This is a genomic window from Nonomuraea sp. NPDC049400, assembly GCF_044466425.1.
GTDB lineage: Bacteria > Actinomycetota > Actinomycetes > Streptosporangiales > Streptosporangiaceae > Nonomuraea.
In genome coordinates, this window is sequence record NZ_JBITMP010000064.1 from 13,547 (window position 1) to 35,070 (window position 21,524).

At 70.6% G+C, this 21,524-nt stretch carries 20 protein-coding genes; 6 read left to right on the forward strand and 14 right to left on the reverse strand.

Annotation, left to right across the window (positions count from 1 at the left end; all coding sequences use genetic code 11):
* Positions 1-71: 71 nt before the first annotated feature.
* The 11 genes from pstS to ACIBVN_RS52530 all read right to left on the reverse strand — a co-directional run bounded on the left by pstS (position 72) and on the right by ACIBVN_RS52530 (position 9,617).
* On the reverse strand, positions 72-1,142 hold the full coding sequence (gene pstS, locus ACIBVN_RS52480) for a phosphate ABC transporter substrate-binding protein PstS (RefSeq protein WP_397149034.1): 1,071 nt from the start codon (positions 1,140-1,142) through the stop codon (positions 72-74).
* 68 nt (positions 1,143-1,210) lie between these two features.
* Positions 1,211-2,290 carry a pyrroloquinoline quinone biosynthesis protein PqqE gene (gene pqqE, locus ACIBVN_RS52485; protein ID WP_397149035.1) on the reverse strand — a complete coding sequence of 360 codons (1,080 nt, stop codon included), beginning with the start codon at positions 2,288-2,290 and terminating at the stop codon, positions 1,211-1,213.
* Positions 2,278-2,541, reverse strand: coding sequence for a pyrroloquinoline quinone biosynthesis peptide chaperone PqqD (gene pqqD, locus ACIBVN_RS52490; protein WP_397149037.1), 264 nt, complete (start codon positions 2,539-2,541; stop codon positions 2,278-2,280). Before pqqD ends, pqqE begins: the two co-directional genes overlap by 13 nt.
* Entirely contained in the window at positions 2,538-3,209 is a 672-nt protein-coding gene (gene pqqC / locus ACIBVN_RS52495; protein WP_397149039.1) for a pyrroloquinoline-quinone synthase PqqC, read from the reverse strand. The genes pqqD and pqqC overlap by 4 nt, the downstream gene beginning before the upstream one ends.
* The gene (pqqB, locus tag ACIBVN_RS52500; RefSeq protein ID WP_397149041.1) at positions 3,206-4,027 is read right to left on the reverse strand and encodes a pyrroloquinoline quinone biosynthesis protein PqqB; all 822 of its coding nucleotides are present in this window, start codon (positions 4,025-4,027) and stop codon (positions 3,206-3,208) included. The genes pqqC and pqqB overlap by 4 nt, the downstream gene beginning before the upstream one ends.
* Before the next feature lie 13 nt (positions 4,028-4,040).
* Positions 4,041-4,196, reverse strand: a complete 156-nt coding sequence (locus ACIBVN_RS52505) for a hypothetical protein (RefSeq protein ID WP_344988122.1) — start codon at positions 4,194-4,196, stop codon at positions 4,041-4,043.
* Between the two features lie 90 nt (positions 4,197-4,286).
* On the reverse strand, positions 4,287-4,940 hold the full coding sequence (locus tag ACIBVN_RS52510) for an HNH endonuclease family protein (protein WP_397149043.1): 654 nt from the start codon (positions 4,938-4,940) through the stop codon (positions 4,287-4,289).
* An 82-nt stretch (positions 4,941-5,022) separates the two neighbouring features.
* On the reverse strand, positions 5,023-5,532 hold the full coding sequence (locus ACIBVN_RS52515) for a GNAT family N-acetyltransferase (protein WP_397149045.1): 510 nt from the start codon (positions 5,530-5,532) through the stop codon (positions 5,023-5,025).
* 71 nt (positions 5,533-5,603) lie between these two features.
* Positions 5,604-7,040, reverse strand: a complete 1,437-nt coding sequence (locus tag ACIBVN_RS52520; protein WP_397149046.1) for an RICIN domain-containing protein — start codon at positions 7,038-7,040, stop codon at positions 5,604-5,606.
* 33 nt (positions 7,041-7,073) lie between these two features.
* On the reverse strand, positions 7,074-8,498 hold the full coding sequence (locus tag ACIBVN_RS52525) for a pectinesterase family protein (protein ID WP_397149048.1): 1,425 nt from the start codon (positions 8,496-8,498) through the stop codon (positions 7,074-7,076).
* 105 nt (positions 8,499-8,603) lie between these two features.
* The gene (locus tag ACIBVN_RS52530; protein WP_397149049.1) at positions 8,604-9,617 is read right to left on the reverse strand and encodes a LacI family DNA-binding transcriptional regulator; all 1,014 of its coding nucleotides are present in this window, start codon (positions 9,615-9,617) and stop codon (positions 8,604-8,606) included.
* A gap of 201 nt (positions 9,618-9,818) precedes the next feature.
* Between ACIBVN_RS52530 and ACIBVN_RS52535 the strand changes: the two genes are divergently transcribed.
* The 6 genes from ACIBVN_RS52535 (at position 9,819) to ACIBVN_RS52560 (ending at position 16,697) form a co-directional block, all read left to right on the forward strand.
* On the forward strand, positions 9,819-10,721 hold the full coding sequence (locus tag ACIBVN_RS52535) for a carbohydrate ABC transporter permease (RefSeq protein ID WP_397149051.1): 903 nt from the start codon (positions 9,819-9,821) through the stop codon (positions 10,719-10,721).
* Positions 10,718-11,581, forward strand: a complete 864-nt coding sequence (locus ACIBVN_RS52540; RefSeq protein ID WP_397149053.1) for a carbohydrate ABC transporter permease — start codon at positions 10,718-10,720, stop codon at positions 11,579-11,581. The genes ACIBVN_RS52535 and ACIBVN_RS52540 overlap by 4 nt, the downstream gene beginning before the upstream one ends.
* Positions 11,578-12,996, forward strand: a complete 1,419-nt coding sequence (locus ACIBVN_RS52545) for a glycoside hydrolase 43 family protein (RefSeq protein ID WP_397149054.1) — start codon at positions 11,578-11,580, stop codon at positions 12,994-12,996. Before ACIBVN_RS52540 ends, ACIBVN_RS52545 begins: the two co-directional genes overlap by 4 nt.
* A gap of 6 nt (positions 12,997-13,002) precedes the next feature.
* The gene (locus tag ACIBVN_RS52550) at positions 13,003-14,298 is read left to right on the forward strand and encodes an ABC transporter substrate-binding protein (RefSeq protein ID WP_397149056.1); all 1,296 of its coding nucleotides are present in this window, start codon (positions 13,003-13,005) and stop codon (positions 14,296-14,298) included.
* Positions 14,298-16,100, forward strand: coding sequence for a pectinesterase family protein (locus ACIBVN_RS52555; RefSeq protein ID WP_397149058.1), 1,803 nt, complete (start codon positions 14,298-14,300; stop codon positions 16,098-16,100). Before ACIBVN_RS52550 ends, ACIBVN_RS52555 begins: the two co-directional genes overlap by 1 nt.
* Positions 16,101-16,199: 99 nt before the next feature.
* Positions 16,200-16,697, forward strand: a complete 498-nt coding sequence (locus tag ACIBVN_RS52560) for a hypothetical protein (protein WP_397149059.1) — start codon at positions 16,200-16,202, stop codon at positions 16,695-16,697.
* 7 nt (positions 16,698-16,704) lie between these two features.
* Here ACIBVN_RS52560 and ACIBVN_RS52565 read toward each other — a convergent pair whose 3' ends face one another.
* The 3 genes from ACIBVN_RS52565 to ACIBVN_RS52575 all read right to left on the reverse strand — a co-directional run bounded on the left by ACIBVN_RS52565 (position 16,705) and on the right by ACIBVN_RS52575 (position 21,447).
* A complete protein-coding gene (locus tag ACIBVN_RS52565) occupies positions 16,705-17,415 on the reverse strand; it encodes a hypothetical protein (RefSeq protein ID WP_397149061.1) in 711 nt (236 codons plus the stop codon).
* 131 nt (positions 17,416-17,546) lie between these two features.
* Entirely contained in the window at positions 17,547-20,588 is a 3,042-nt protein-coding gene (locus tag ACIBVN_RS52570; RefSeq protein WP_397149063.1) for a DUF6493 family protein, read from the reverse strand.
* A gap of 160 nt (positions 20,589-20,748) precedes the next feature.
* Positions 20,749-21,447, reverse strand: a complete 699-nt coding sequence (locus ACIBVN_RS52575) for a sigma-70 family RNA polymerase sigma factor (RefSeq protein ID WP_397149064.1) — start codon at positions 21,445-21,447, stop codon at positions 20,749-20,751.
* Positions 21,448-21,524: the final 77 nt, after the last annotated feature.

Consider the following 21,524-nt stretch of genomic DNA (forward strand, 5'->3'; position numbering starts at 1 on the left):
CGGGCACGTCAACTCGGGACTCGGCCGCCCGTACGTGTAAACGGTTAAACAGCCGTCGCGGTAGCGATCGTTCAGCTGGTGACGCCGAGCTGGGCGCGCACCTTGGCGACGAGGTCGGGCGGGAGCGGGGCGTAGCCGTGCAGGGCGAGGGAGGACTGGCCGGCGTTGCCCGCGGTGTAGGTCAGGAAGGCCCGCGCGACGGAGTCGGTGTTCTTCGCACAGGTGATCTCGTAGGTGACCAGGACGATGGGGTAGGCGTCCCTGCTCTTGGTCAGGTGGTCGTACTTCACCACCAGATCACCGTTCGCGCCGCCGACCCGGGCGTCCGCCAGGGCAATGGTGGCGCTCTCTGGCGAAATCGCAACGAACTGCCCGGAGGCGTTGCGCACCTTGGCGGTGGGCAGGCTGGCGTTGCTGGCGAACCCGTACTCCACGTATCCGATGGAGTCCTTGGTGTGCTGGACGGCCTCCGTGATCCCCGTGGAGCCCGTGGCGCCCTGCCCGGAGCCGCTCCACTTCCTGGACGGCTGGTGCGGCCAGCGGCCCGCCGCCTTGAGATAGGTGGTGAAGTTGTGGGTCGTGCCCGAGTCGTCGGAGCGGTGGAAGACCCGGATGCCGGTGTGCGGCAGGCGCGTGCCGCGGTTGTCGGCGGCGATCTCCGGGGCGTCCCACCTGGTGATCCGCCCGCTGAAGATACCGGCCAGGGTGGCGGGCGAAAGCTTCAGAGCCGGCACGCCCGGCTGGTTGTAGGTCACCGCGATGGGGCCGACCACCATGGGCAGGCGCACCGCCTTGCCGCCGCAGCGCCTGTCGGCCTGCGCCTGTTCGCAGGGGCGCATCGCGACGTCTGAGCCGGCGAACGCGGTCTTGCCCTGGATGAACTCGCGGATCCCGGCCCCCGATCCGTTGGCCCGGTAGTCCACCCGCAGGTCGGGGCGCATCCGGTAGAAGTCGGCACGCCAGGCGTCCATCGCGCCCTTCTGCGCGGTCGAGCCCGAGCCGGAGACCGACGCCGTGACCGGAGGCCTCTCAGGCTCATCGTCGGCGGTCAAGAGAGCGGTCCCGCTCAGGCCGGCGGCGCAGGCCACCAAGGTGAGGGCGGCGAGCATGCCCGGCCCGGCGGCTTCTGTCAGCTTTGCCATCCCCTCAAGGCTATGAATCGGCCATGATGGTTACGTGAACGAGCCGTCAAGCTCCCCGCCATAAATGGTCACTTATCCGTCAAATCGCCCGACGGGGCCGGAGACCTGTATGTCCAGGTGCCGCCGCCGGCGAGCTCGGAGATCAGGTGGTGGTCCGGTGACAGCGCGCACGCCGGGTCGGTACGCCCGGCGTCGCCGGTGATCTCGTAGGCCTGGCAGCGGCAACCGCCGAAGTCGAGCTCCCTGCGCGGGCAGCCGGCGCAGGGCCCGCTCATCCAGGCGGTCCCCCGGTAGGCGTTGAACGCGGGCGAGTGCTCCCAGATCCAGCCGAGCGAGCGGTCACGGGCGTTCGGCAGCTCCAGCGGCAGGTCGTAGGCGGCCGGGCAGGGCAGCACCCTGCCGTCGGGCGCAACGGTGATCGAGATCGCGCCCCATCCGCCCATGCAGGGCTTGGGCACGCCGTCGAAGTAATCGGGAACCACCCAGATCAGCTCGACATCCGTTTTCTCGCGATATTTCCGTACGACGGCCTCCGCGCGGGCCAGCTGCTCCCTGGTGGGCAGCAACGCCGCCCTGTTGAGCAGGCCCCACCCGTAGAACTGGGTGTTGGCCAGCTCGATGCGCTCCGCGCCCCACGCCAGCCCGAGCTCGATGATCTCGCCCACGGCGTCGAGGTTCGCCCGGTGCAGCACGACGTTGAGCCCGAGCGGCAGCCCGCTCGCCGTCACGACGGCGGCCGCCCGCTCCTTGCGCGCGAACGAGCTGACCCCGGCGATCCGGTCCGACTCCCCCTCGGTGGCCGACTGGACCGACAGCTGCACGCTGCGCAGCCCCGCCTCGGCCAGCTCCCCGAGCCGGCGCTCCGTCAGCCCGACGCCGCTGGTGACAAGCTGCGTGTAGACGCCTTCCCGGTCGGCCGTGGCCACGATCGGCGTCAGGTCGCGCCTGAGCAGCGGCTCGCCGCCGGATAGGTGGGCGTGCACCACGCCGAGCGCCGCCGCCTCCCGGATGATCCGCTGCCACTCCCCCGTGCCGAGCTCGCTCGACCTGGCCGCGAGCTCGGCCGGGTTCGAGCAGTACGGGCAGCGCAGCGGGCACGCGTGCGTGAGCTCGGCCAGCATGGCCCACGGCGGGTTCACCGCAGCCATCCCTCGGCGCGCACGCGGTCGAGGAACTCCACCACGTCGGCCTCGACGCCCCCGGGGAACTCCGCCGCGATCTCCGCCACGATGTCGGCCACGGTGCGCCGCCCGTCGCAGAGCCCGACGATGGCCGCCGCCTCCTCGTTCAGCACGACGATCCGTTCGGGCACGATGAGCAGATCCGCCTGCCGTACCGGATCATGACGGAGCAGGGCCGAGCGGGACAGCACCGGACGCCACCCCGCGGGCGCCGTCACCGGTACGCCCCGTCCACCGCGTCGAGCAGCGCCCACAGCACGTCGCACTTGTAGGCGAGCGCCGCTACGGCCTTGTCCTGGTCGGTGCGGCTGCGCGCCCAGTTGAGGACCAGGCTCAAGGCCTCGCCGCTGTCCCGGCGGCCCTGGGAGACGCGGATCTGGAAGTAGCGCAGCCCTTCCGGGTCGATCCACGGATAGTGCCGTTCGAAGGCGGCGATCCTCGTACGCATCAGGTCGGGTGCGAACAGCTCGGTCAGCGAGGCGGCCACGGCCTCCAGCACGGAGCCGTTGCGGCACAGGTTGACGTAGCCGTCGACCGCGAGCCGCACCCCCGGCAGCACGCCCTCGCCCGACAGCAGCAGGTCGCGATCCAGCCCGGCGGCCTCGCCGAGGCGCAGCCACCGCTCGATGCCGCCCTCCCCCGGCGTCGTGCCGTCGTGGTCCTGGATCCGGCGCAGCCACATCCGGCGCAGCTCCGGCGTGGCCAGCTTGCCGACGATGAACGCGTCCTTGATCGGGATGTGCCGCTGGTAGTGGAAGCGGTTGAGTATCCAGCCCCGCAGCTCGTCGCGGCTCAGCTCGCCCGCGTGCATGCGCTGGTTGAACGGGTGCAGGTGGTGGTAATGCTTTTCCGGCACGGCGCGCAGCTCCGCCTCGAAGCCGTTCACAGGTCGATCACCGTCCCGTCGGCGGCCACCTCGACGCCCAGCTCGGCCAGCACCTTGTGCTGTTCGGCCGCCGGGTCCACGAGGGGGTTGGTGTTGTTGAAGTGGGTGTAGAGGCAGCGGCCCGGCAGCCGGGACAGGCGCTCCATGGTGGCCGTGATCGGCAGATGGCCCATCTGGGTGGCGGTCCTGGCGGAGATCCCGGTGCGCCGGGGTTCGTCGTCGTCCCAGAACGTGCCGTCGACGATCACGCAGTCGGCCGCGGCGAACGCCTCGTCCAGCTCGTCAGGCCATACCCCCATGGCGGGAGCGTAGATCAGCGTGGCGGAGCCGTCGGTGAGGCGCAGCGCGGACACCCAGCCCGGGGAATCGGGGGCGCCGGCGGCGTAGCGGGGACGCTTGCCTGAGACCGGGATGGCGTCGGCGTCGGCCCAGGTGAGCTGGAGGTAGGGCCGGAGGATGTCGGCGAAGGGCCGCAGCGCCTGCCGTACCGCGGGGGTGGAGTGCACCTCCAGTGTGTCGGCCTCTCTCAGCCGCAGCAGGCCGATCGTGTGGTCGAGCTCGGCGTCGGTGAGGATCACGCCCTTCAGCGGCGACTGCCGCGGGCCCGGGCCGGGGCGCAGCCATGCGCACGCCTCGATCTGGTCGGCGATGTCGGGCGTGGCGTTGACGACGTAGCAGCCGTCGGCCCGCTGGACGGCGAGGCTGGCGTGGCGCCGCCGCCGGCCCGGGTGGGCGCGCGCCCCGGAGCATCCAGGGCACGCGCAGTTCCACTGGGGCACGCCGCCACCGGCCGCGGTGCCGAGCACCTGCAGTCGCACGGCGATCCCCGGCTTACCTGGTGGCCAGGAAGTACGCGGACATCTCCATCGACGCCTCGACGACCTGGTAGTCGGGCTTGTGCCAGGTCGTCTCCTCGCCGCGGGTCCTGACCTTCTTCTCGTGGATCCTGCGTGGTTGCTTCTTGCCCTGATCCTTCGGCTGGGACATACGCGTGCACCTGCCTCTCGTAGGCTGTTACACACGACATGACCATCTGAAGGCGTCGCCGTCAATCCGGCATCCGGGGCCTCCGGGCGATCAGCGCCCCCGGCAGGTGCGGAGCATGTTGAGCAGGGCCACCTTCTCCTTCTTGGTCACGAAGAGCCGGTAGTGGTGCTTCACGGTGATCCACGAGGTCGCGTACCGGCACCAGTAGGCGCGGCGCGGCGGGCGCCAGCTCTGCGGCCCCTTGCCGCCTTTGGCGACGTTGGCGGAGTGGCTGACCACGAGCAGCTCCGGGCGGGTGAGGTCGTTGGCGAAGGCGCGCCGGCGCGCCTGGCTCCACTTGCTGGCGCCGGAGCGCCAGGCATACGACAGCGGCACGACATGGTCGACGTCGACCTGCTTCTCGCTTTTCAGCCACTTGCCGTCGTACGGGCTGTACCAGAGGCCCTTGACGGGGTGACAGTCCGCGTTCTTGCGCACGCGTCGCCCGTCGCGGGCCAGGACCATCTCCCGCGAATTGCACTTGCCTTTGTGATGAGCCCATCGAGGCATGAACCGCCGGTGGCTGTAGCCGCGGATCGATAATGCCTTGGCGACTTTCAACTGGGCCAGCATGCGGCGGGCCAGCGCCCCGGCCTCGGCTTCTGACCGCTTGCGCGCGTCGGCTGTCGCGGGCGGGACGGCGATGATCGAGATGGTCAGAACAGAGAGTACGGCGACTGGGATCGCCCGCCTGAAAAAGATCATGGTTCCACCCATACCCGGTAAGTCCCCGGCGCGCGCAGCGATACTCGAGCGATGACGGATACAGGCGTGTTTCCCGATGATTTCAGGGGAAGATGAGCTGGTACTCCACTTGCGCGATCGGGTTGCCGTCACCGAAGTCGTGATCGCGGACCGCGCCGGATTCGGTGAAGCCGCTCTTGGCGTAGAAGCGGCGCGACTGAGGCGTGTCGCGAAGGGTCCACAGATGGACCCGTTTGAAGCCCGTCTCGCGGATCCTGTCCAGTGAGGCGGTCATCAGGGTCTGCGCGATGCCGCTCCCCCAGCCATCCGGGTGACCGTAGAAGCCGAAGATCTCCGCCGATTCGGGTTGTTCGGGCGAGGAGCCGAAGTAGGAGAAGGCCAGCGGTCGCCCGTCCAACGCGGCCAGCAGGATGGTGTCCTTGCCCTCGGCGAGCACGCCATGCCATTTGCCGCGCCGATGGCTCACCGCCGCATCACCGAACTCCGGGCTGAAGAAGCCGGTATAAGCAGCTTTCCAGGACTCCGCGTGGATCACACCGACCGCATCCCCATCGTCGGGAGAAGCGTGAAAAACCTTGAAAACTCCGGCCACGTGATCACAGTACTAGAAGCGTTTCCCGCGCCTCACCTGCGCGCGGCGCGCGCAGGTGAGGCGCCGGCGCGTCAGGTGCCGATGTTGGCCTGAGGGCCCGCGTACGTCCTGAGCAGGGACGGCACGTCGGCGGCCGGGTCAAGGCTGTAGGAGTAGAACGAGCTCGGGGTGAAGGCCGAGCCGCTGGTGGTCTGCTTGCCGGTGCAGTTGACCAGGATGCTGCCGCTCTGGCGGAGCTGGGCGGTGGGGTCGGGGTAGAAGGGGTCCTTGACCGTGTCGTAGTAGCTGTTCTCGATCACCATCTTGGTGGCGCCGCGCGAGTAGTTGCCGTAGCCGGTGACGTTCTGCAGGTAGTTGTTGTAGAGGTGGGCGTAGGCGACGTTGTCGGTGCTGGGGTTGCGCTGGTTGGTGTCGCGGATCCAGTTGTGGTGGATCGTCATCCGCGCCGTGACGTTCTCGGTCCAGCCGATGCCGAAGGCCTTGTTGTTCTCCGCCAGGACGTTCCAGGACACGGTGAGGTAGCTGGTGTCCTTGCGGCTGTCGATCAACCCGTCATTCATGCGGGTGATGGTGTTGTGGTCGATCCAGACGTGGTGGGCGGTGTCCATCTGGATGCCGTCGTAGTCGTAGACCTTGTCGTCGGGGTCGTCGTCCGCCATGCGGGTGTCGCGGATGGTCAGGTTGCGGATGATGACGTTGCTGACGCCGGTGCGGAGGAAGAAGCCGCCGTTGACGATGTGGCCCTTGGTGCCGACGCCGACGATGGTCTTGTTGGAGGCGACCTTGATCTCGGTGCCGTACGGCGTGACGGTGATGGCGCCGTTGACCTTGATGACGTACGGCTCGGCGGCGGTGGCGTACTTGACGAGGTCGGCGTAGGTGGTGACGGTGACCGTGGCCCCGGCGGCGCCGCCGGTGGTGGTCGTCAGCCCGTTGCCGCTGGTGGCGGCGAACCCGTCGGCGGCGTTGGACCAGGCGCGCCCGCCGGCGGAGGTGAACAGCCACTGCTTGTTGGTGTTGGCCGTGCAGGTCTCCTGGATGATCGCGGCTCCGGCGGCGGTGGAGGCCCCCTGGTCGCTCATGCACAGGCCGCTGGCCACGTTGACGATCTGGTACGTGCCGCTGCCGGACGCGGTCAGGCGCCACTGCTGGTTGGCCTTGGTGCCGTCGCCGCATCCCCACTGCTGCAGGCGCACCCCGGAGGTGGTGGAGCCGCTCGGGACGTCGACGCAGCGCCCGCTGTTGACGTTGACCAGGTTGTAGGCGCCCGAGCCCGAGGACCGGAGGGTGAACTGCTGCGAGGTGTCCGGGGTGCAGCCCCACTGCTGCAGCAGCGCGCCGTTGTCCTGTGACCCGCCCACCACGTCCAGGCACATGCCGCTCTTGCTCACCTTGAGCTGGTAGACACCGCCCGCCGCGGGCGTGTCCGCTCGGGCGGGAGAGGACACGATCCCGAGTGACGTCAGCACAGCGAGGACGGCGAGGGCCGTGCGCGTGCGGATGTTCATGAAACGCATGGTTGTCCTTCCGAAGGCGCGGGGTCAGCCGATGGGGTTCCAGCCGTCGGCCCCGGCGAGGTACTTCTGCGGGGTGTAGTTCGCGGCCTGGGCGTCGGTGAGCTGCGGCCGGTTGGCGTTCGTCCCGGCTCCCGCCCCGCTGTTCCGGTACTCGAAGAAGCGGGCGTTCTTCCAGGAATTGGAGGACATGTCGGTCCACGGCTGAGCGGTGTTGATCACAGATCCGAGCGTGGACTCCCGGTAGAGCACCTGGGCGGCGGGGCGCCAGGGACGGCCCAGGCTGGTGGTGCCGGACGCGGCCGCTCCGGCGATCCTGGACCGGTAGAACAGGAAGCCGTAGGTCTTGGCGGCGTCCGTGCTGGCGGCGGTGAGCGGACCGCCGGTGGCGCGCTTCTCGTAGATGTCGCAGTTGTCGAAGACGATGGTGCCGCCGCCGAAGATGAAGTCGACGGTGCCCTCCACGTACGAGTTCGAGACGTAGGCCCGGGCCGAGTTGTTGACCAGGAAGGTGTCCTGGTCGCCGAGCAGGCGCACGTTGGACAGCCGGGACCGGTCGGCGTTCAGGTTGAGCGCCACCGCCTGGTGGCCGCTGGAGGCCGAGCTCTCGTCGAAGTCGTTGGAGATCGTCAGGTTCGTGGCGATGAAGTCGTGGCCGTCGACGAACGCGGTCGCGCTGCCGGACGTCCCGTACTCGCCCGCGGAGTGGTTGTTGACGATGACGACGCCGCCCGCGGAGGAGCCGAGGCCCTGGAGCGTGATGTACGGCTTGGTCGAGGGGATCCGGACGATCTCGCGGTACGTCCCCGGCGCGATGGTGATCGTGACCCGGGCGGCGTTGCCCGCGGGCACGGCGTCGACGGCGGCCTGCACCGTCCGGTACGTGCCGGAGCCGTCCGCCGCGACCGTGGGTCTGGCGTTCGAGACAGGGCTGAAGGCCCATTGCTTGTTGGTGTTGGCGGTGCAGGTCTCCTGGATGACGGCGGCTCCGGCGGCGGTGGAAGCGCCCTCGTCGCTCATGCACAGCCCGGTGGCGGCGCTGACGACCTGGTACGTACCGCTGCCCGAGGCGACGAAGCGCCACAACTGGTTGCTCTTGGCGCCGTCGCCGCACCCCCACTGCTGCAGCCGCAGCCCGCTGGTGGCCGCCCCGTTCGGCACATCGAGGCACCGGCCGCTGTTCACGTTGCGGATGGTGTAGACGCCCGGTCCGGCGGACACGACGGTGAACTGCTGCCAGGCGTCAGGGGTGCAGCCCCACTGCTGCAACTGCGCGCCGTTGTCCTGTGACCCGCCCACCACGTCCAGGCACATGCCGCTCTTGGTCACCTTGAGCTGGTAGACACCACCGGCCACGGGCTCGGCGGCCGCCTGCGCGGGCTGGGACAGTGCCCCGCAGACGATCGCCGCCGCCGTGAGGAGGGCGGCGCCTGCGCGTTTGCGCACGACCATTTCCTGTTCTCCTTCCTCGTAGCCACCGAGGAAGAAGCACCCGCCGGGTTATGTCAACCCAAGAAACTAAACCGGGGCGAAAAGCGGAGGTCGCGCATGAAACTTTCATGCGGGAGCGGTACTGGAGCGCACGACGAGAGTGGTCGGCACCTCCACCCGCTCCGGCGGCCTGCTGGACAGCAGTGCGGTGAGCCCGGCCGCGCCCAGTTCCGGCCACGAATGGCGGACGGTCGTCAGCCCGGGCACGGCGTACAGCGCCGCCAGCGAGTCGTCGAAACCGACCACGCTCACGTCGCCGGGCACCTGGAGCCCGAACTCGCCGAGCGCCTGGTAGACCCCGAGCGCCATGACGTCGGAGCAGGCGAAGACGGCGGTCGGCGGCTCGGGCAGCGAGGCGAGCATCTCCCTGGTGGCGGCGCGCGCGTTGTCCATCTGGAAATAGCCGCACACCTCCCATCGCGGGTCCGGCTTCAGCCCCGCCGCGGTCATGGCCCGGCGGTAGCCGGCCCGCCGTTCCCTGGCGCACGGCACCCCCGGGCGCCCGGTCACGATGGCGATGCGCTCGTGGCCCAGGCCGATGAGGTGCTCGGTGGCGGCGCGGGCGCCGGCCAGGTTCGTCGAGGAGACGACGGGCATGCTCCGCGGGGCGTCGCGGCGCGGTTCGACGATCACCGCGGGAATGCCGTGGTCGGCCATCCAGGCCCGCTGCGCGGCGGTCGGCATCGTACGTACGAGCAGGACTCCGGCGCTGTCACGCGCGCTGATCCGGTCCAGCCAGGCGGTCGGCGGCTGGCCGTGCTTGGTGCGGTCGACCACGGCGGAGACGACCAGGTCCACGCCCAGCCGCCAGGCCGCCTCCTCCACGCCCTCGAGGATCGCCAGCGCGAACGGCGAGCCCAGCCCCTGGAGAACGACGTCGACCATGCTGCCCTTGGCAGGCTTGAGGCGCTGCGCGGGATAGCCGAGCCGCTCCAGCACCTCGGCGATCAGACGGCGGGTGTGGGCGGAGACGTCCGGCCTGCCGTTGAGCGCCTTGGAAACGGTTGCCACGGAAACGCCTGCCTCACGGGCGATCCGCGCGAGCTTGGGCAACGTCGTGGTCGGGTCTTCGCCGGTCATCCTCACACTTTGCTCCGTGAAGTCCGCAGGCCACCAGACCGTCGCACCGAAAAATTTCGGGATTGCGGAGATTTCGCCTGCTCAGCGACCTCTCACGCGGTCACGGGCCATTGACGTTGCGTCCGTGCTACCGCAACGTTTCCTGCAACCGCTTGCAGTACCCGGCATAACGGCCGGAACCGTAACAAAGGAGTCACATACGTGGCCGCCGTTCCAGCGACCCGTCGCCCTCGGCGGGGAACGCTGACGCCCTACCTGCTGATCGCCCCGTCGTTGGTCGCGATGCTCGGGTTCCTCGTCTACCCGATGGCCAGCGTGATCTACTACAGCCTCCAGCGGTACAACGTGACCAAGCCCTGGGACAACGGCTTCGCCGGGCTCGACAACTTCCGCCGCCTGCTGTTCGAGGACCCGATCTTCTGGCAGAGCCTCGGCTTCACCGCCCGCTGGGTGGTCGTCGAGGTCGCGCTCCAGTTCGTGCTCGGGCTCGCGCTCGCGCTGATCGTCAACGAGAGCTTCGTGGGCCGGGCCCTGTCGCGGGCCCTGGTCTTCTCACCGTGGGCCGTCTCCGGCGTGCTGACCACCGCCATCTGGGTCCTGCTCTACAACCCACTCACCGGAGTGTCGCGCTACCTGGCCGACATGGGGCTCATGGAGTACGGCGCGGCGCCGCTGGCCAACCCGGACACCGTGTTCTGGTCGGCCGTGGTGGCCGAGCTGTGGCGCGGGGTGCCGTTCTTCGCGATCCTGCTCCTGGCCGACCTGCAGTCGGTGTCGAAGGAGCTCTACGAGGCCGCCGCCGTGGACGGCGCGAGCCGGATGCGCAGGTTCTTCCACATCACGCTGCCGCACCTGAGGGACGCGATCATCCTGTCCACACTGCTGCGCTCGGTGTGGGAGTTCAACAACGTCGACCTCCTGTACACGCTGACCGGCGGCGGCCCGGCCCACCAGACCACCACGCTGCCGCTGTACGTCGCCGGGCTGGCCGCCCAGTCGCACGACTTCGGCTACGCCACGGCGCTGACCACGGTCGCGTTCCTGATCCTCACCTTCTTCTCCATCGTCTACCTGCGTCTGAGCAAGTTCGGGGCGAAGTCATGACCCTGGTGTCCGAGCGTCCGCGCGTCCTGTCCGCCCCTGCGCCGGCCCGGGCGAACCGGGTGTCCCGCTGGCAGATCTACCTCCCGCTCGCCCTGTACCTGCTGTTCACGCTGGTGCCGTTCTACTGGATGCTGGTCTTCGCGTTCCGCCCGGCGGGATCGATGTCGATGGTGCCGTGGCCGATCACGTTCGAGCACTTCGACACGGTCTGGAATGGGATGGGGTTCGCCGTCTTCTTCCAGAACAGCCTGCTCGTCGGCCTCGCCTCCCTGATCGCCACCACGGTCGTGGCCCTGGCCGGCGGGTACGCCCTGGCCCGCTACGACTTCCGCGGCAAGGGCGCGTTCATGGTCGGGATGCTGTGCACGCAGTTCATCCCGGGCGCCCTGATGATCATCCCGCTGTTCGAGATCTTCCGGACCCTGGCGCTGACCAACTCCCTGTGGAGCCTCGTCATCGCGGAGACGGTCTTCCAGCTGCCGCTCTCCCTGATCCTCATCAGCGGCTTCATCAGGAACATCCCGTACGAGCTGGAGCAGGCGGCCTGGGTGGACGGCTGCTCGCGGCTACGCGCCTTCCTGGCCGTCGTGCTGCCGCTGCTGCGCCCCGCGCTGGTGGCGGTCGGCTCGTTCGCCTTCATCCACAGCTGGAACAACTTCCTTTTCGCCCTCATGTTCATCAACGACCAGGAGAAGTTCACCGTGCCCGTGGGCCTGGCCTACAACCTCGGCGAGAACAGCGTCGACCTCGGCGCCCTCGCCGCCGGCGGCGTCGTCGCCGCGCTACCCGTCGTCATCGTCTTCGCCTTCATCCAGCGCTACCTCGTCCAGGGGCTGTCGGCCGGGGCGGTGAAGGGATGACCGCGACCTACCGCAACCCCGTACTGAACGCCGACTGGTCCGACCCCGACGTGATCCGCGTCGGCGCGGACTTCTACCTGACGGCCTCCACCTTCACCAAGGTGCCCGGGCTGCCGATCCTGCACTCGCGTGACCTGGTCAACTGGACGATCATCGGGCATGCCGTGACCAGCGGCTATGACGATGTGCGGCCAGGGTGCGGGGTGTGGGCTCCGTCGCTGCGCCATCACGACGGCCGGTTCTGGATCTTCTACGGCGACCCGGACGTGGGCATCTGCCAGGTCAACGCCACCGACCCCCGGGGCCCGTGGAGCGCGCCGCACGTCGTCAAGCCGGGCAAGGGGCTCATCGACCCGTGCCCGCTGTGGGACGACGACGGCCAGGCCTACTTCGTGCACGGCTGGGCCAAGAGCCGCGCCGGCGTCAACAACCGGCTCACCCTGCACCGCATGACGCCGGACGCCCGCCAGGTGCTGGACGAGGGCACGCTGGTCATCGACGCCGACCTGCTGCCCGGCTACCGGACGCTGGAGGGTCCCAAGCTCTACAAGCGCGACGGCACGTACTGGATCTTCGCCCCGGCCGGCGGCGTGGAGCAGGGCTGGCAGTCGGTGTTCCGCGCCGAGTCCATCTTCGGCCCGTACCAGGACCGGATCGTGCTCGAGCAGGGCGACACCGACGTCAACGGGCCGCACCAGGGCGGCTGGGTGGACACCCCGTCCGGCGGGCACTGGTTCATGCACTTCCAGGACCGCGGCCCCTACGGCCGGGTCGTGCACCTGCAGCCCATGAGCTGGGAAGAGGACGGCTGGCCGGCGATGGGCGACAACGGCGAGCCGGTGGCCGAGGCTCCCGTGCCCGTCGAAGGCGGCGCCCCGAGCACCCCGGCGACCTCGGACGACTTCACCGGAGCGGCGCTCGGGCTGCAGTGGAGCTGGCAGGCCAACCCCGATCCCTCCTGGTGGGAGCTGCGGGACGGCACGCTGCGCCTGGCCTGTGTGCCGGGGCCCGAGGACCTGAGGCAGCGGCCGTCCGTGCTCGGGCAGCGGCTGCCCGGCGACCCCTGCACCGTCACCACCACCGTCACTCTCGACGGCGAAGGCAAGGCAGGTCTGGTCGTGCTCGGCCACACCTACGCCTCCATCGGGGTGGAGAGCACGCCGGACGGGCCGGTGCTGGTGTGCGGCGACATGGAGCCGGTGCCGGTACGCGACGACGTCGTCATCGGAGCGCGCGTCGAAGAGGGCGCGCTCGTCACCTTCCTGGCCGACACCGGCGACGGGCTGTGCGAGGTCGGCGCACCCTTCCAGGCCACCCAGGGGCTCTGGGTGGGGGCGGTGCTCGGCCTGTTCGCCGCGGGGGACGGCACCGGCCAGGCGATCTTCGGGGCGTTCACCGTGGACATCGAAAGGTAGAGGGCAATGAGACGACACGCGCCGATCGCCGCGCTCGCGCTGGCCGCCACCCTGCTGGCCGGATGCGGCTCGGACACGGGCTCCGACGGCAAGACCAAGATCACCTTCTGGGACACCAACGCGGGTCCCGCCCGCACGCCGATCTGGCAGCACGCCATCGCCGAGTTCGAGAAGGCCAACCCCACCATCGACGTCAACTACGTGGGGGTGCCGATCGCCCAGGCGCCACAGAAGATCGACACCGCCATCGCCGGCGGCGGCGTGCCGGACGTGGCCGACATCTCCACCTCGGGGCTGGGCAACCTCGTCGCGCAGAAGGCGCTGGAGCCCGTGGACGAGCGCATCGCCGCCAACCCGGCGCTGAACGGCAAGTTCAACGAGGCGCTGGTGACGACGGTCAAGAACATCGTGCCGGACCACAAGACGTACATCATCCCGCTGTCCACCAACGCCGGGGCGTTCTGGTACCGCAAGGACTGGTTCAAGGAGGCGGGGCTCGAGCCGCCGAAGACGTGGAACGAGTTCTTCACGGCGGTGGACAAGCTGACCAAGCCGAGCGAGAACAGGTTCGGCTTCACCATCCGCGGCGGCGCCGGCTCCATCGCCCAGATGCTGGAGGTCGTCTACGGCCAGTCGGGGATCACGGAGTTCTTCGACGCCTCGGGCAAGGCCACGCTCAACGACCCGCGCAACGTGACGGCGCTGGAGAAGTACGCCGGGCTCTACAAGAAGAACACGCCCGAGGGCGACCTGCAGAACGACTACGTCAAGATGGTCGCCCAGTTCGACACGGCGGGCAGCATCGCCGTCATGCAGCACAACCTGGGCTCCTACCAGGACCACATCAAGGCGCTGGGCCCCGAGAAGGTGGCCTCCTTCTCCGTGCCCAAGTCCGACTCCGGGGTCCAGTCGGTGCTGTCCAACCCGGTCGGCGGCGTCGGCGTCTTCTCCGGCTCCGAGAACAAGGAGGCCGCGTTCAAGCTGGCGGAGTTCTTCGCCGCCAAGGACATGGGCGGCTACATCGCCGAGAAGAGCGGCGTCATCCCGGCCAACACCGACGTGCCGCCGTCCAAGGCCGCCCACATCACCGAGGCGCAGCGGGTGATGAACGACCCGGCGACCAAGGTCGTGCAGATGCCCTACCACCTGCCGGAGTTCAACGAGATCACCAAGACGTGGGCGGAGCCGCTGTTCCAGAAGGTGCTGCTCGGCCAGCTCACCGCCAAGGACTTCCTGGACCAGTTCGCGGCCAAGCTGACCACGGCGCAGGCCGGCTACAAGCAGCGCAACGGAGGGTCCTGATGAGGCTGCTCCTCTCATCCCTGCTCGTGGCGGCGGCGCTGACGGCGGCCGCCCCCGCCCCGGCGTCGGCGGCCACGGGGTGGTCTGAGCGGGCCGACGGGTTCGCCTCGCTGAACGCCCTCGGCGTGGACGGCACCACCGGCGGCGCCGCCGGGCCCACCGTGACCGTGGACAACCAGGCCGACCTGGAGCGGTACGCCACCGCGGCGGAGCCGTACGTCATCAAGGTCAAGGGCTCCATCCGGATGGAGCCGTACGGCAAGGAGATCGCGGTCGCCTCCGGCAAGAGCATCGTCGGCGACGGCGCGGGCGCCGAGATCGTCCAGGGCGGCTTCTTCCTCGGCCAGGTGCACAACGTCATCATCCGCAACCTCACCATCCGTGACTCCTACGTCCCCGGCGACTGGGACGGCAAGAGCAAGGACTACGACGGCGTGCAGATGGACGGCGCCCACCACGTGTGGATCGACCACAACCGCTTCGCCCGGACCGGCGACGGCCTGCTCGACATCCGCAAGGACAGCGACTACGTCACCGTCTCCTGGAACGTGTTCAGCGACCACAACAAGGCCATCGGCGTCGGCTGGACCTCGAACGTGGTGACCAAGGTGACGATGCACCACAACTGGATCCGCGGGACCTTCCAGCGCAACGCCAGCATCGACAACACCGAGGCCGCGCACCTGTACAACAACTACGTCCAGGACATCGGGATGTACGGGACCATGATCCGCGGTAGCGGCAAGCTGGTCGTCGAGAACAGCTACTACCGGTCCGTGCCCGACCCGATCGTGGCCAAGGACCCGGCCTCGCAGGTGGTCCAGCGCGGCAACGTGTTCGACGGCACCCGGGGGCGCACCGACAGCGTGGGCGCCGCGTTCGACCCGTCCGCCCACTACGCCTACCGGCTCGACCCGGCCGAGCGGGTGCCCGCCATCGTCACCCGCGGCGCCGGACCCCTCGGCGGGGAGCGGCCCGCGCCGCGCCGCATCACCGTCGCGCTCGACGGCACCGGCGACTTCGGCAGCGTGCAGGCGGCCGTCGGGGCGGCCCCGCGCGGCGCGGTGATCACGGTCAAGCCGGGCGTCTACCGGGAGCTGGTCCGGGTCTGGCCGGACCGTCGCGATCTCACGATCAAGGGTGCGACCGGCCGGGCCGAGGACGTGGTCATCACGTACGAACTGCCCGCGAACGGCGCGAAGTTCTACGGCGGCACCTGGGGGACCACGGACAGCGCCACCCTCGGCGTGCTCGGCACCGGCATCACGGTCGAGGACGTCACGCTGCAGAACGCCTACGACGAGTCGGCCGCCCCCGGCCCGGCGCCCGCCGTGCAGACGGCCGGTGACCGGATCGCCTTCAAAGGCACCCGCTTCCTCGGCGACGAGGGCACCTACCAGGCCGACGGCCTGGCCTACCTGCGCGACTGTCACCTGGAGGGCGACGTGGACATCGTCCGCGGCCAGGGCACCGCCGTCCTGGACCGCTGCGTGGTCAAGTCGCTCGCCCCCGGCAACGTGACCGCGGGCGGCAACGTCCTCATCGCCGGCAGCCGGCTGGAGGGCGAGGCCGCCAAGTCCGTCTCCCTGGGACGCTCGGGTGACGTCGTGGTCCGCGACTCCTGGCTGGGCGCGCACGTCAAGGACGATCCGTGGGCGGGCGAGGGCCGCTTCGCCGAGTACCGCAACACCGGCCCCGGCGCGGCCGTCACGGCCGACCGGCCGCAACTCACCGACGACCAGGCACGCGAGCACACCGTGCGGGCGTACCTGGGGAACTGGACTCCTTTCCCCGGTCGATGACATGACGTCGGATGGCGATCTTCTCTAACAGCCCAAAACTAGGCATCATCCCGCACGCCGACCTGCCCGCCCCGGCAGGCTCCCGACGACACTGCTGCCATGAGCACGCGTGACACCGACGGACCCCCGGAGCGGGCCGAGTTCGCGGGGGCCGTATACGGCTCGCTGCTGGCCGCCTCGGTCGCGGCCGGCACCGCGGTGGACGGCTCACCGATCTCGGCGGGGCACCTCGTGGTCGTGCTGCTCTGCACGGGTGTGGTGTTCTGGATCGCCCACGTCTACGCCTCGGTGGTGACCCACGGCACGCATACCCTGACCTGGCAGCGGCTCCGCGTGGCCGCTCGCCAGGACTGGCCGGTGGCTCAGGCCTCGTTCCCGCCTGCCGTGGGTGCCGCCTTCGCCTCGGCCCTGGGTCTGTCCGACGTGGTCGCGACCTGGGTGGCGCTGGGTGTCGCGGTCACCAGCCAGGTCGCCTGGGCTGTCGCGGCCGCCGTCAATGCCGGCTCCTCCGCGCGGATCGTGGTCATCTCTGGGGTCGCCAACCTCGCACTCGGACTGGCCATCATCGCGCTCAAGACCTGGGTGGCCCCTTACTGACCTGCTGTCACCAGCTCAGCACCTTCGGCCGCCCCGCCGGGACCGGCGGCCGCTCACGCGGCATCCGCGCACCCAGCGGGACCAGGGCCACGCAGAGCAGGCCGGTGACCAGCACGTCGGGGATGGAGGCGCCCTTCAGCACGCCCATCCAGGTGCCTCCTGCCAGCAGCAACATCACGGCACGGGCGGTGCCGAACAGTCCCGAGCGCCAGGCGGCGACGGCCAGCAGGAGCGAGCCCGCGTACTGGCCGACCGAGGCCCAGACCGGTACCCGCCATGGCCCGTAGGAGATGTCGACGTACTCCTTCATGATCGCGTTCGTCGCCTGATCCAGCCCGATGGCCTCGGTGAGCTGGAAGGCGGTCTGGTCGGCGCCGGCGAAGTACAGACGGGCGAAGAGCCCGGCGACCAGCAAAGCGGCGCCCCAGCAGGCGAGGGCGCCGCCCACCTGCTGGGCCAGGGCGACGAAAGCCGGGAAGAGCAGCACCGCCCCCAGCGCGAAGACCGCGTAGGCGAGGGTGAGCAGGGCGGGTTCGGAGGTGTAGGCGAGCAGCTGGCCGTAGGCGGCGAACGGCTGCGCCTCGGCCCACGCCTGCTGCTGTGGGGTGAGGGCGGTGACCGTGCCGAGGTAACGCAGCAGGTAGCCGGCGCACATGAGCACCGGCCCCAAGATGAGCGTCACACCGCCGATCCACCGCCCGGGGAAGGACGTGTTCATGGGAGACAGCCTGCCGAGGCCAGCGGGGTGGATCATCTGGCGAACGTCAACTCTTACCCCTGACGAAAGTCAGGCGCGGCTCCGCGCTTCCAGCCCCGAGCGATCAACCGGTGTCACCACCCGCCCCCGTCTCAGCGGAGCTGGTCGCGCAGCCGTGCGCATTCGCGTACGAACCGGCTGCGGCCTCCGCTCGCCGCGTACGCCGTCACCTGCGGGATCGCGCCGCGCGCCCGCGCCCACGTCGCCGTGTCCGCCGCGAGCTCCATCGCCTCGGCGTGCACGACGGCCGGCCGCTGCCCGGGGCCGGGCAGCAGGGCGGGCAGCAGGGTCGTGAGTAGCCGCCAGACCGTCGCGTACGCGCCCTGCCGCGCCGCATCGCCCAGCACCCGCACCACCGCCCGCTCCTCGAACTGCGGCGTGCGCCGCAGCAGCAGCGCGACCTGTTCGCCCACCGCCTCGGCCGGCAGATCGCCCCTGGCCGCCATCCGCAGCAGCAGCGGCGCCGCCTCCGGATGCCCGGCGGCCACGAAGTAGGCCAGGGTGAGGGCCATCGCCTCTCCCACAGGCCCGTCCGCGTCGGCCAGCGCCCGCACGAACACCGGCGCGATCGTCGGGTAGAGCAGGAACGGCAGGTAGTTGACGGCCACGACCTCCCGGTGCGACGGCAGGACCGCCGGCCACCAGCCCGTCTCGCCGCCGTGGTCGTCCCAGCGCCAGCGCGACGGCTCGCGCAGCAGCTCGTCGAGCAACTCGTGGCCGGTCGGCTCGGCCCGCAGCCTCGGCACCAGCCGGATCTCCCACGGCCGGTGATCCGGCTCGTGCTCGTCGAAGTACCGGTCGCTGGCGCCCTCCAGGTAGCCCCACCGCACGCCCGTCTCCGGGTCGGGCAGCCCCTCTCCCGCCAGCCAGGCGGCGGCGGTCGCGGCAGCCGGCGAGCCGACGCGCGCGGCTCTTTCCGCCGCGTCCGCATGGCGTCCCCGGGGCAGCCGCACCAGTGCCTGCGCCAGGTCGGCGGGCAGCGGCTCGACGCCTGCCGCCGCGCACTCTGCCAGCCGGTCGACCAGCACGTCCGGGTCGAGGTGGCCGGTCATGAGCGTGGGGGTGGCCAGCAGCACGGGCGGCAGCGTCCCCGCCCGCAGCGCCGCGTAGACCTCGCTGAGCCGGTGCAGCACGAACAGATGCGGCGGCGAGACCTCCGAGGGCTGCGGCAGGCGACGCCTGCGGCGCGACTCCACCGACGGGTCAGGCGGCTCGGGCTTCATGAACGGTGGCCGGGGCCCGGAGTAGGCGATCCCGACGCGGAAGCCGCGCGGCTCGCCGGGCGCCGGCGCAGGGACGCGCAGCCCGTCGCGCATGGCCGCCACGCGCTCCTTGGACACGCCGAGCTCCAGCAGCTGCTCGAAGATCTCCTCGCGCACGTGCTCGGGCAGGTGCCCGAACGCCCGCTCCGGCTCGGGCAGGTGCCCGCGCTCCGGCCCGGGCAGGTGCCCACGCTCCGGCCCGCCCTTCTCCTCCGTCCGCTCCGGCTCACCCTCCTCCTCGGCCCGCTCCCCGTCCCCGTCGTCGTCCTCGGTCTCCGGTACGAGCCTGACACGCACCTGGAAGCTCGCCCCCGCCCACGGGTCGAAGGGCTCGGGCTCCGCCGGCCCGGGATCGGTGCCGGGCGCCAGCACCTCTTGCGCCAGGGCGGTGCACCATGACCGGGTGTCGGCCCAGCTCCCGCGCCGGAACAGGTGGGAGTTGTCACCGCCGTAGTCGGCGTCCAGCGTCCGCCGCATCTCCTCCCGGTCGCCGCCCGCCTGCCGCACGAACGCGGCCAGCCACCGCTCGTAGTCGGCCCACTGGTACATGTTCCAGGGCAGGTGCAGGGTGGGCTCCGGGAACGGCTCGGGCGTGGCCGGCGCGGGCAGCGGCGGCGGGGTGAACACCTCACGCCGCTCCGGGGCCGCCACCTCCCCGCCGTACACGGCCGCCACCCGCGCCCCGAGGGCCGCCGGCAGCAGCGGCACGGCCTCGGCGACGACCTCCCCGACCGGGGCGAAGGCCGCGCGGTGCTTGAGCGCGATCCTGGTCGCCCGCCCCTGGACCTCGTAGCTGACGTGCCCGAACGCGGCGGCCAGCGCGGGCGCCAGCTCGGTGGCGTGCGGCAGTTCCCGTTCCAGCCAGCGCAGGCCCTCCAGAGCGAGTTTGGCCTCAGAGCGGAAGGTCAGCGCGCCGATCGCCTCGATGACCTCGGCTTCCTCGTACGGGCCGCCGTGCCTGATCTGAGCGAGCGCCAGCTCGGCGACCGTACCGGGAGCGGCGGGCAGCAGCCGCAGGTAGTCGCGGACCCGGTCGCCGGCCTCCTGCGGCGTGGGGTCGAGCATCCGGTGCAGCCGCACGAAGAACCGCAGGCCGATCGCGTCCCCGCCACGCAGGAAGCGGCGCAGGCAACCGTCCAGCAGGTCCGCGCGGGACACGCGGCCGGTCGCCTGCAGCCGCTGGAGCAGGGACAGCCAGCGGGTGGGGACGGGCTCCAGGCGTTCCTCGCGCAGCACGCGGCCGGCTCCCTCGGCCTCGAAGATCCGCGGCACCAGCGGGCCGGTCAGCGGGTCGTCGGCGACGGGACCGGTGCGGAGCCAGGCGGTCACGAGCGGGTCATGCTCGGGCGGCGGGGCGCCGCAGGCCCGCAGCAGCGCCAGCGCCAGCGGGGCGTTGCGGTCGTCGGCCACGCGGATCTTCCTGGCCAGCCGGACAGCCACCTCGGCCTGCCAGCCGGCCGGGCGCGCGGCCAGCACCCGGACCACCTCCTCCACCCTGGCCCGGCGGCCGGCGAACTCACGCCGGGTCAGCCAGGCGACCGCGGCGGCGGGACCGGCCAGCACGCCCGCCCCCGCGATCCGCAGCACCTCCCCGTGCCCGCCGATGTCATCCCTCGCCTCGGCCCATGGCCCGCGCCCGTTCCCCTCGCCGCCGTCCCACTCCCCATCCCACTCGCCCTCGCCCTCGCCCAGGCCGAGCGACCAGCGCTCCCTCTCCCGGCGCTGGGCGGCCTCACGCAGGTCCCTGCGCAGGTCCGGCAGGCGCCGGGCGACCTCGGCGCGCTCGGCGTCGGGCAGGGTGATCAGGAGGTCGGCCAGACCGCGGGCGTCGCGGGCGGTGATGCGGTCGCGGACCTGCGCCCAGGCCGTCATGAGGCCGCCTCTGCGGAAGCACATGAACACGTCATGCCGGGCACCCTAGAGATCATCTCCGACAATCCGTCAGGTGCCACAGTCCCGACCGGGATGGACGACCTGCGCAAGCATCTCTTGCCGTGCCCGGCCGGAAGCGTGGCCCGTACGCGGCGACGGACTACGCCACGCGGGCGCCACCCAGGAGGGGGAACCGCGCCGCCCCTCTGATGCCGCCACCGCCATCGGAAGAGCTGAGGACGTCCGCAACGAAGAGGTCTTCGAGGGCGGTGACATTGCCCGTCTGCGCTGCGTCGAGGAAGGCCGCCAGCAGGCGCCGATGCTCGATCTTGTCGATGGGCTCGCGGCGTTCGACGGTCAGACGTTTGCGGGCCCGGCTCACCAGCTGGCGGGCATTGACCGGGCTGACCTGAAGGATGCCCGCGATCTGCGTGTAGGGGTAGACGAAGGCCTCGCGCAGCACGTAGGCGGCCCGCTCGGTGGGGGTGAGCCTCTCAAGCAGCAGCAGGAAGGCGAGTTCGAGCGCTTCGCCCTGCTCAGCGCCCAACGTGGGGTCGAGGCCGGTGTCGACGGGCTCGGGCAGCCAGGGCCCGATGTAGGCTTCGCGCCGCGAACGGGCGGACTGGGCCACGTTGATGGCCAGACGGGTGGTGATCAACGCCAGGAACGCCGAGGGGTTGTCGATGGTCGCGCGGTCGGTGTTCTGCCAGCGCAACCAGACTTCCTGAAGGATGTCCTCGGCCTCCACCACGCTGCCGAGCATCCGATAGGCGATGCCGAACAGGCGCGGGCGCAGCTCGACGAAGCCGGACGCAGCCCGTTCGAGCGCCCTTGCCTGCTCCAAAGATTCCGCATGCATAGTTTCCCCCGCTTTGGTCTGGAAAGCCGCGATCGCCGGCGAGGCGCCGGCGATTTCGCGGATGCCTCGCGAGGGGG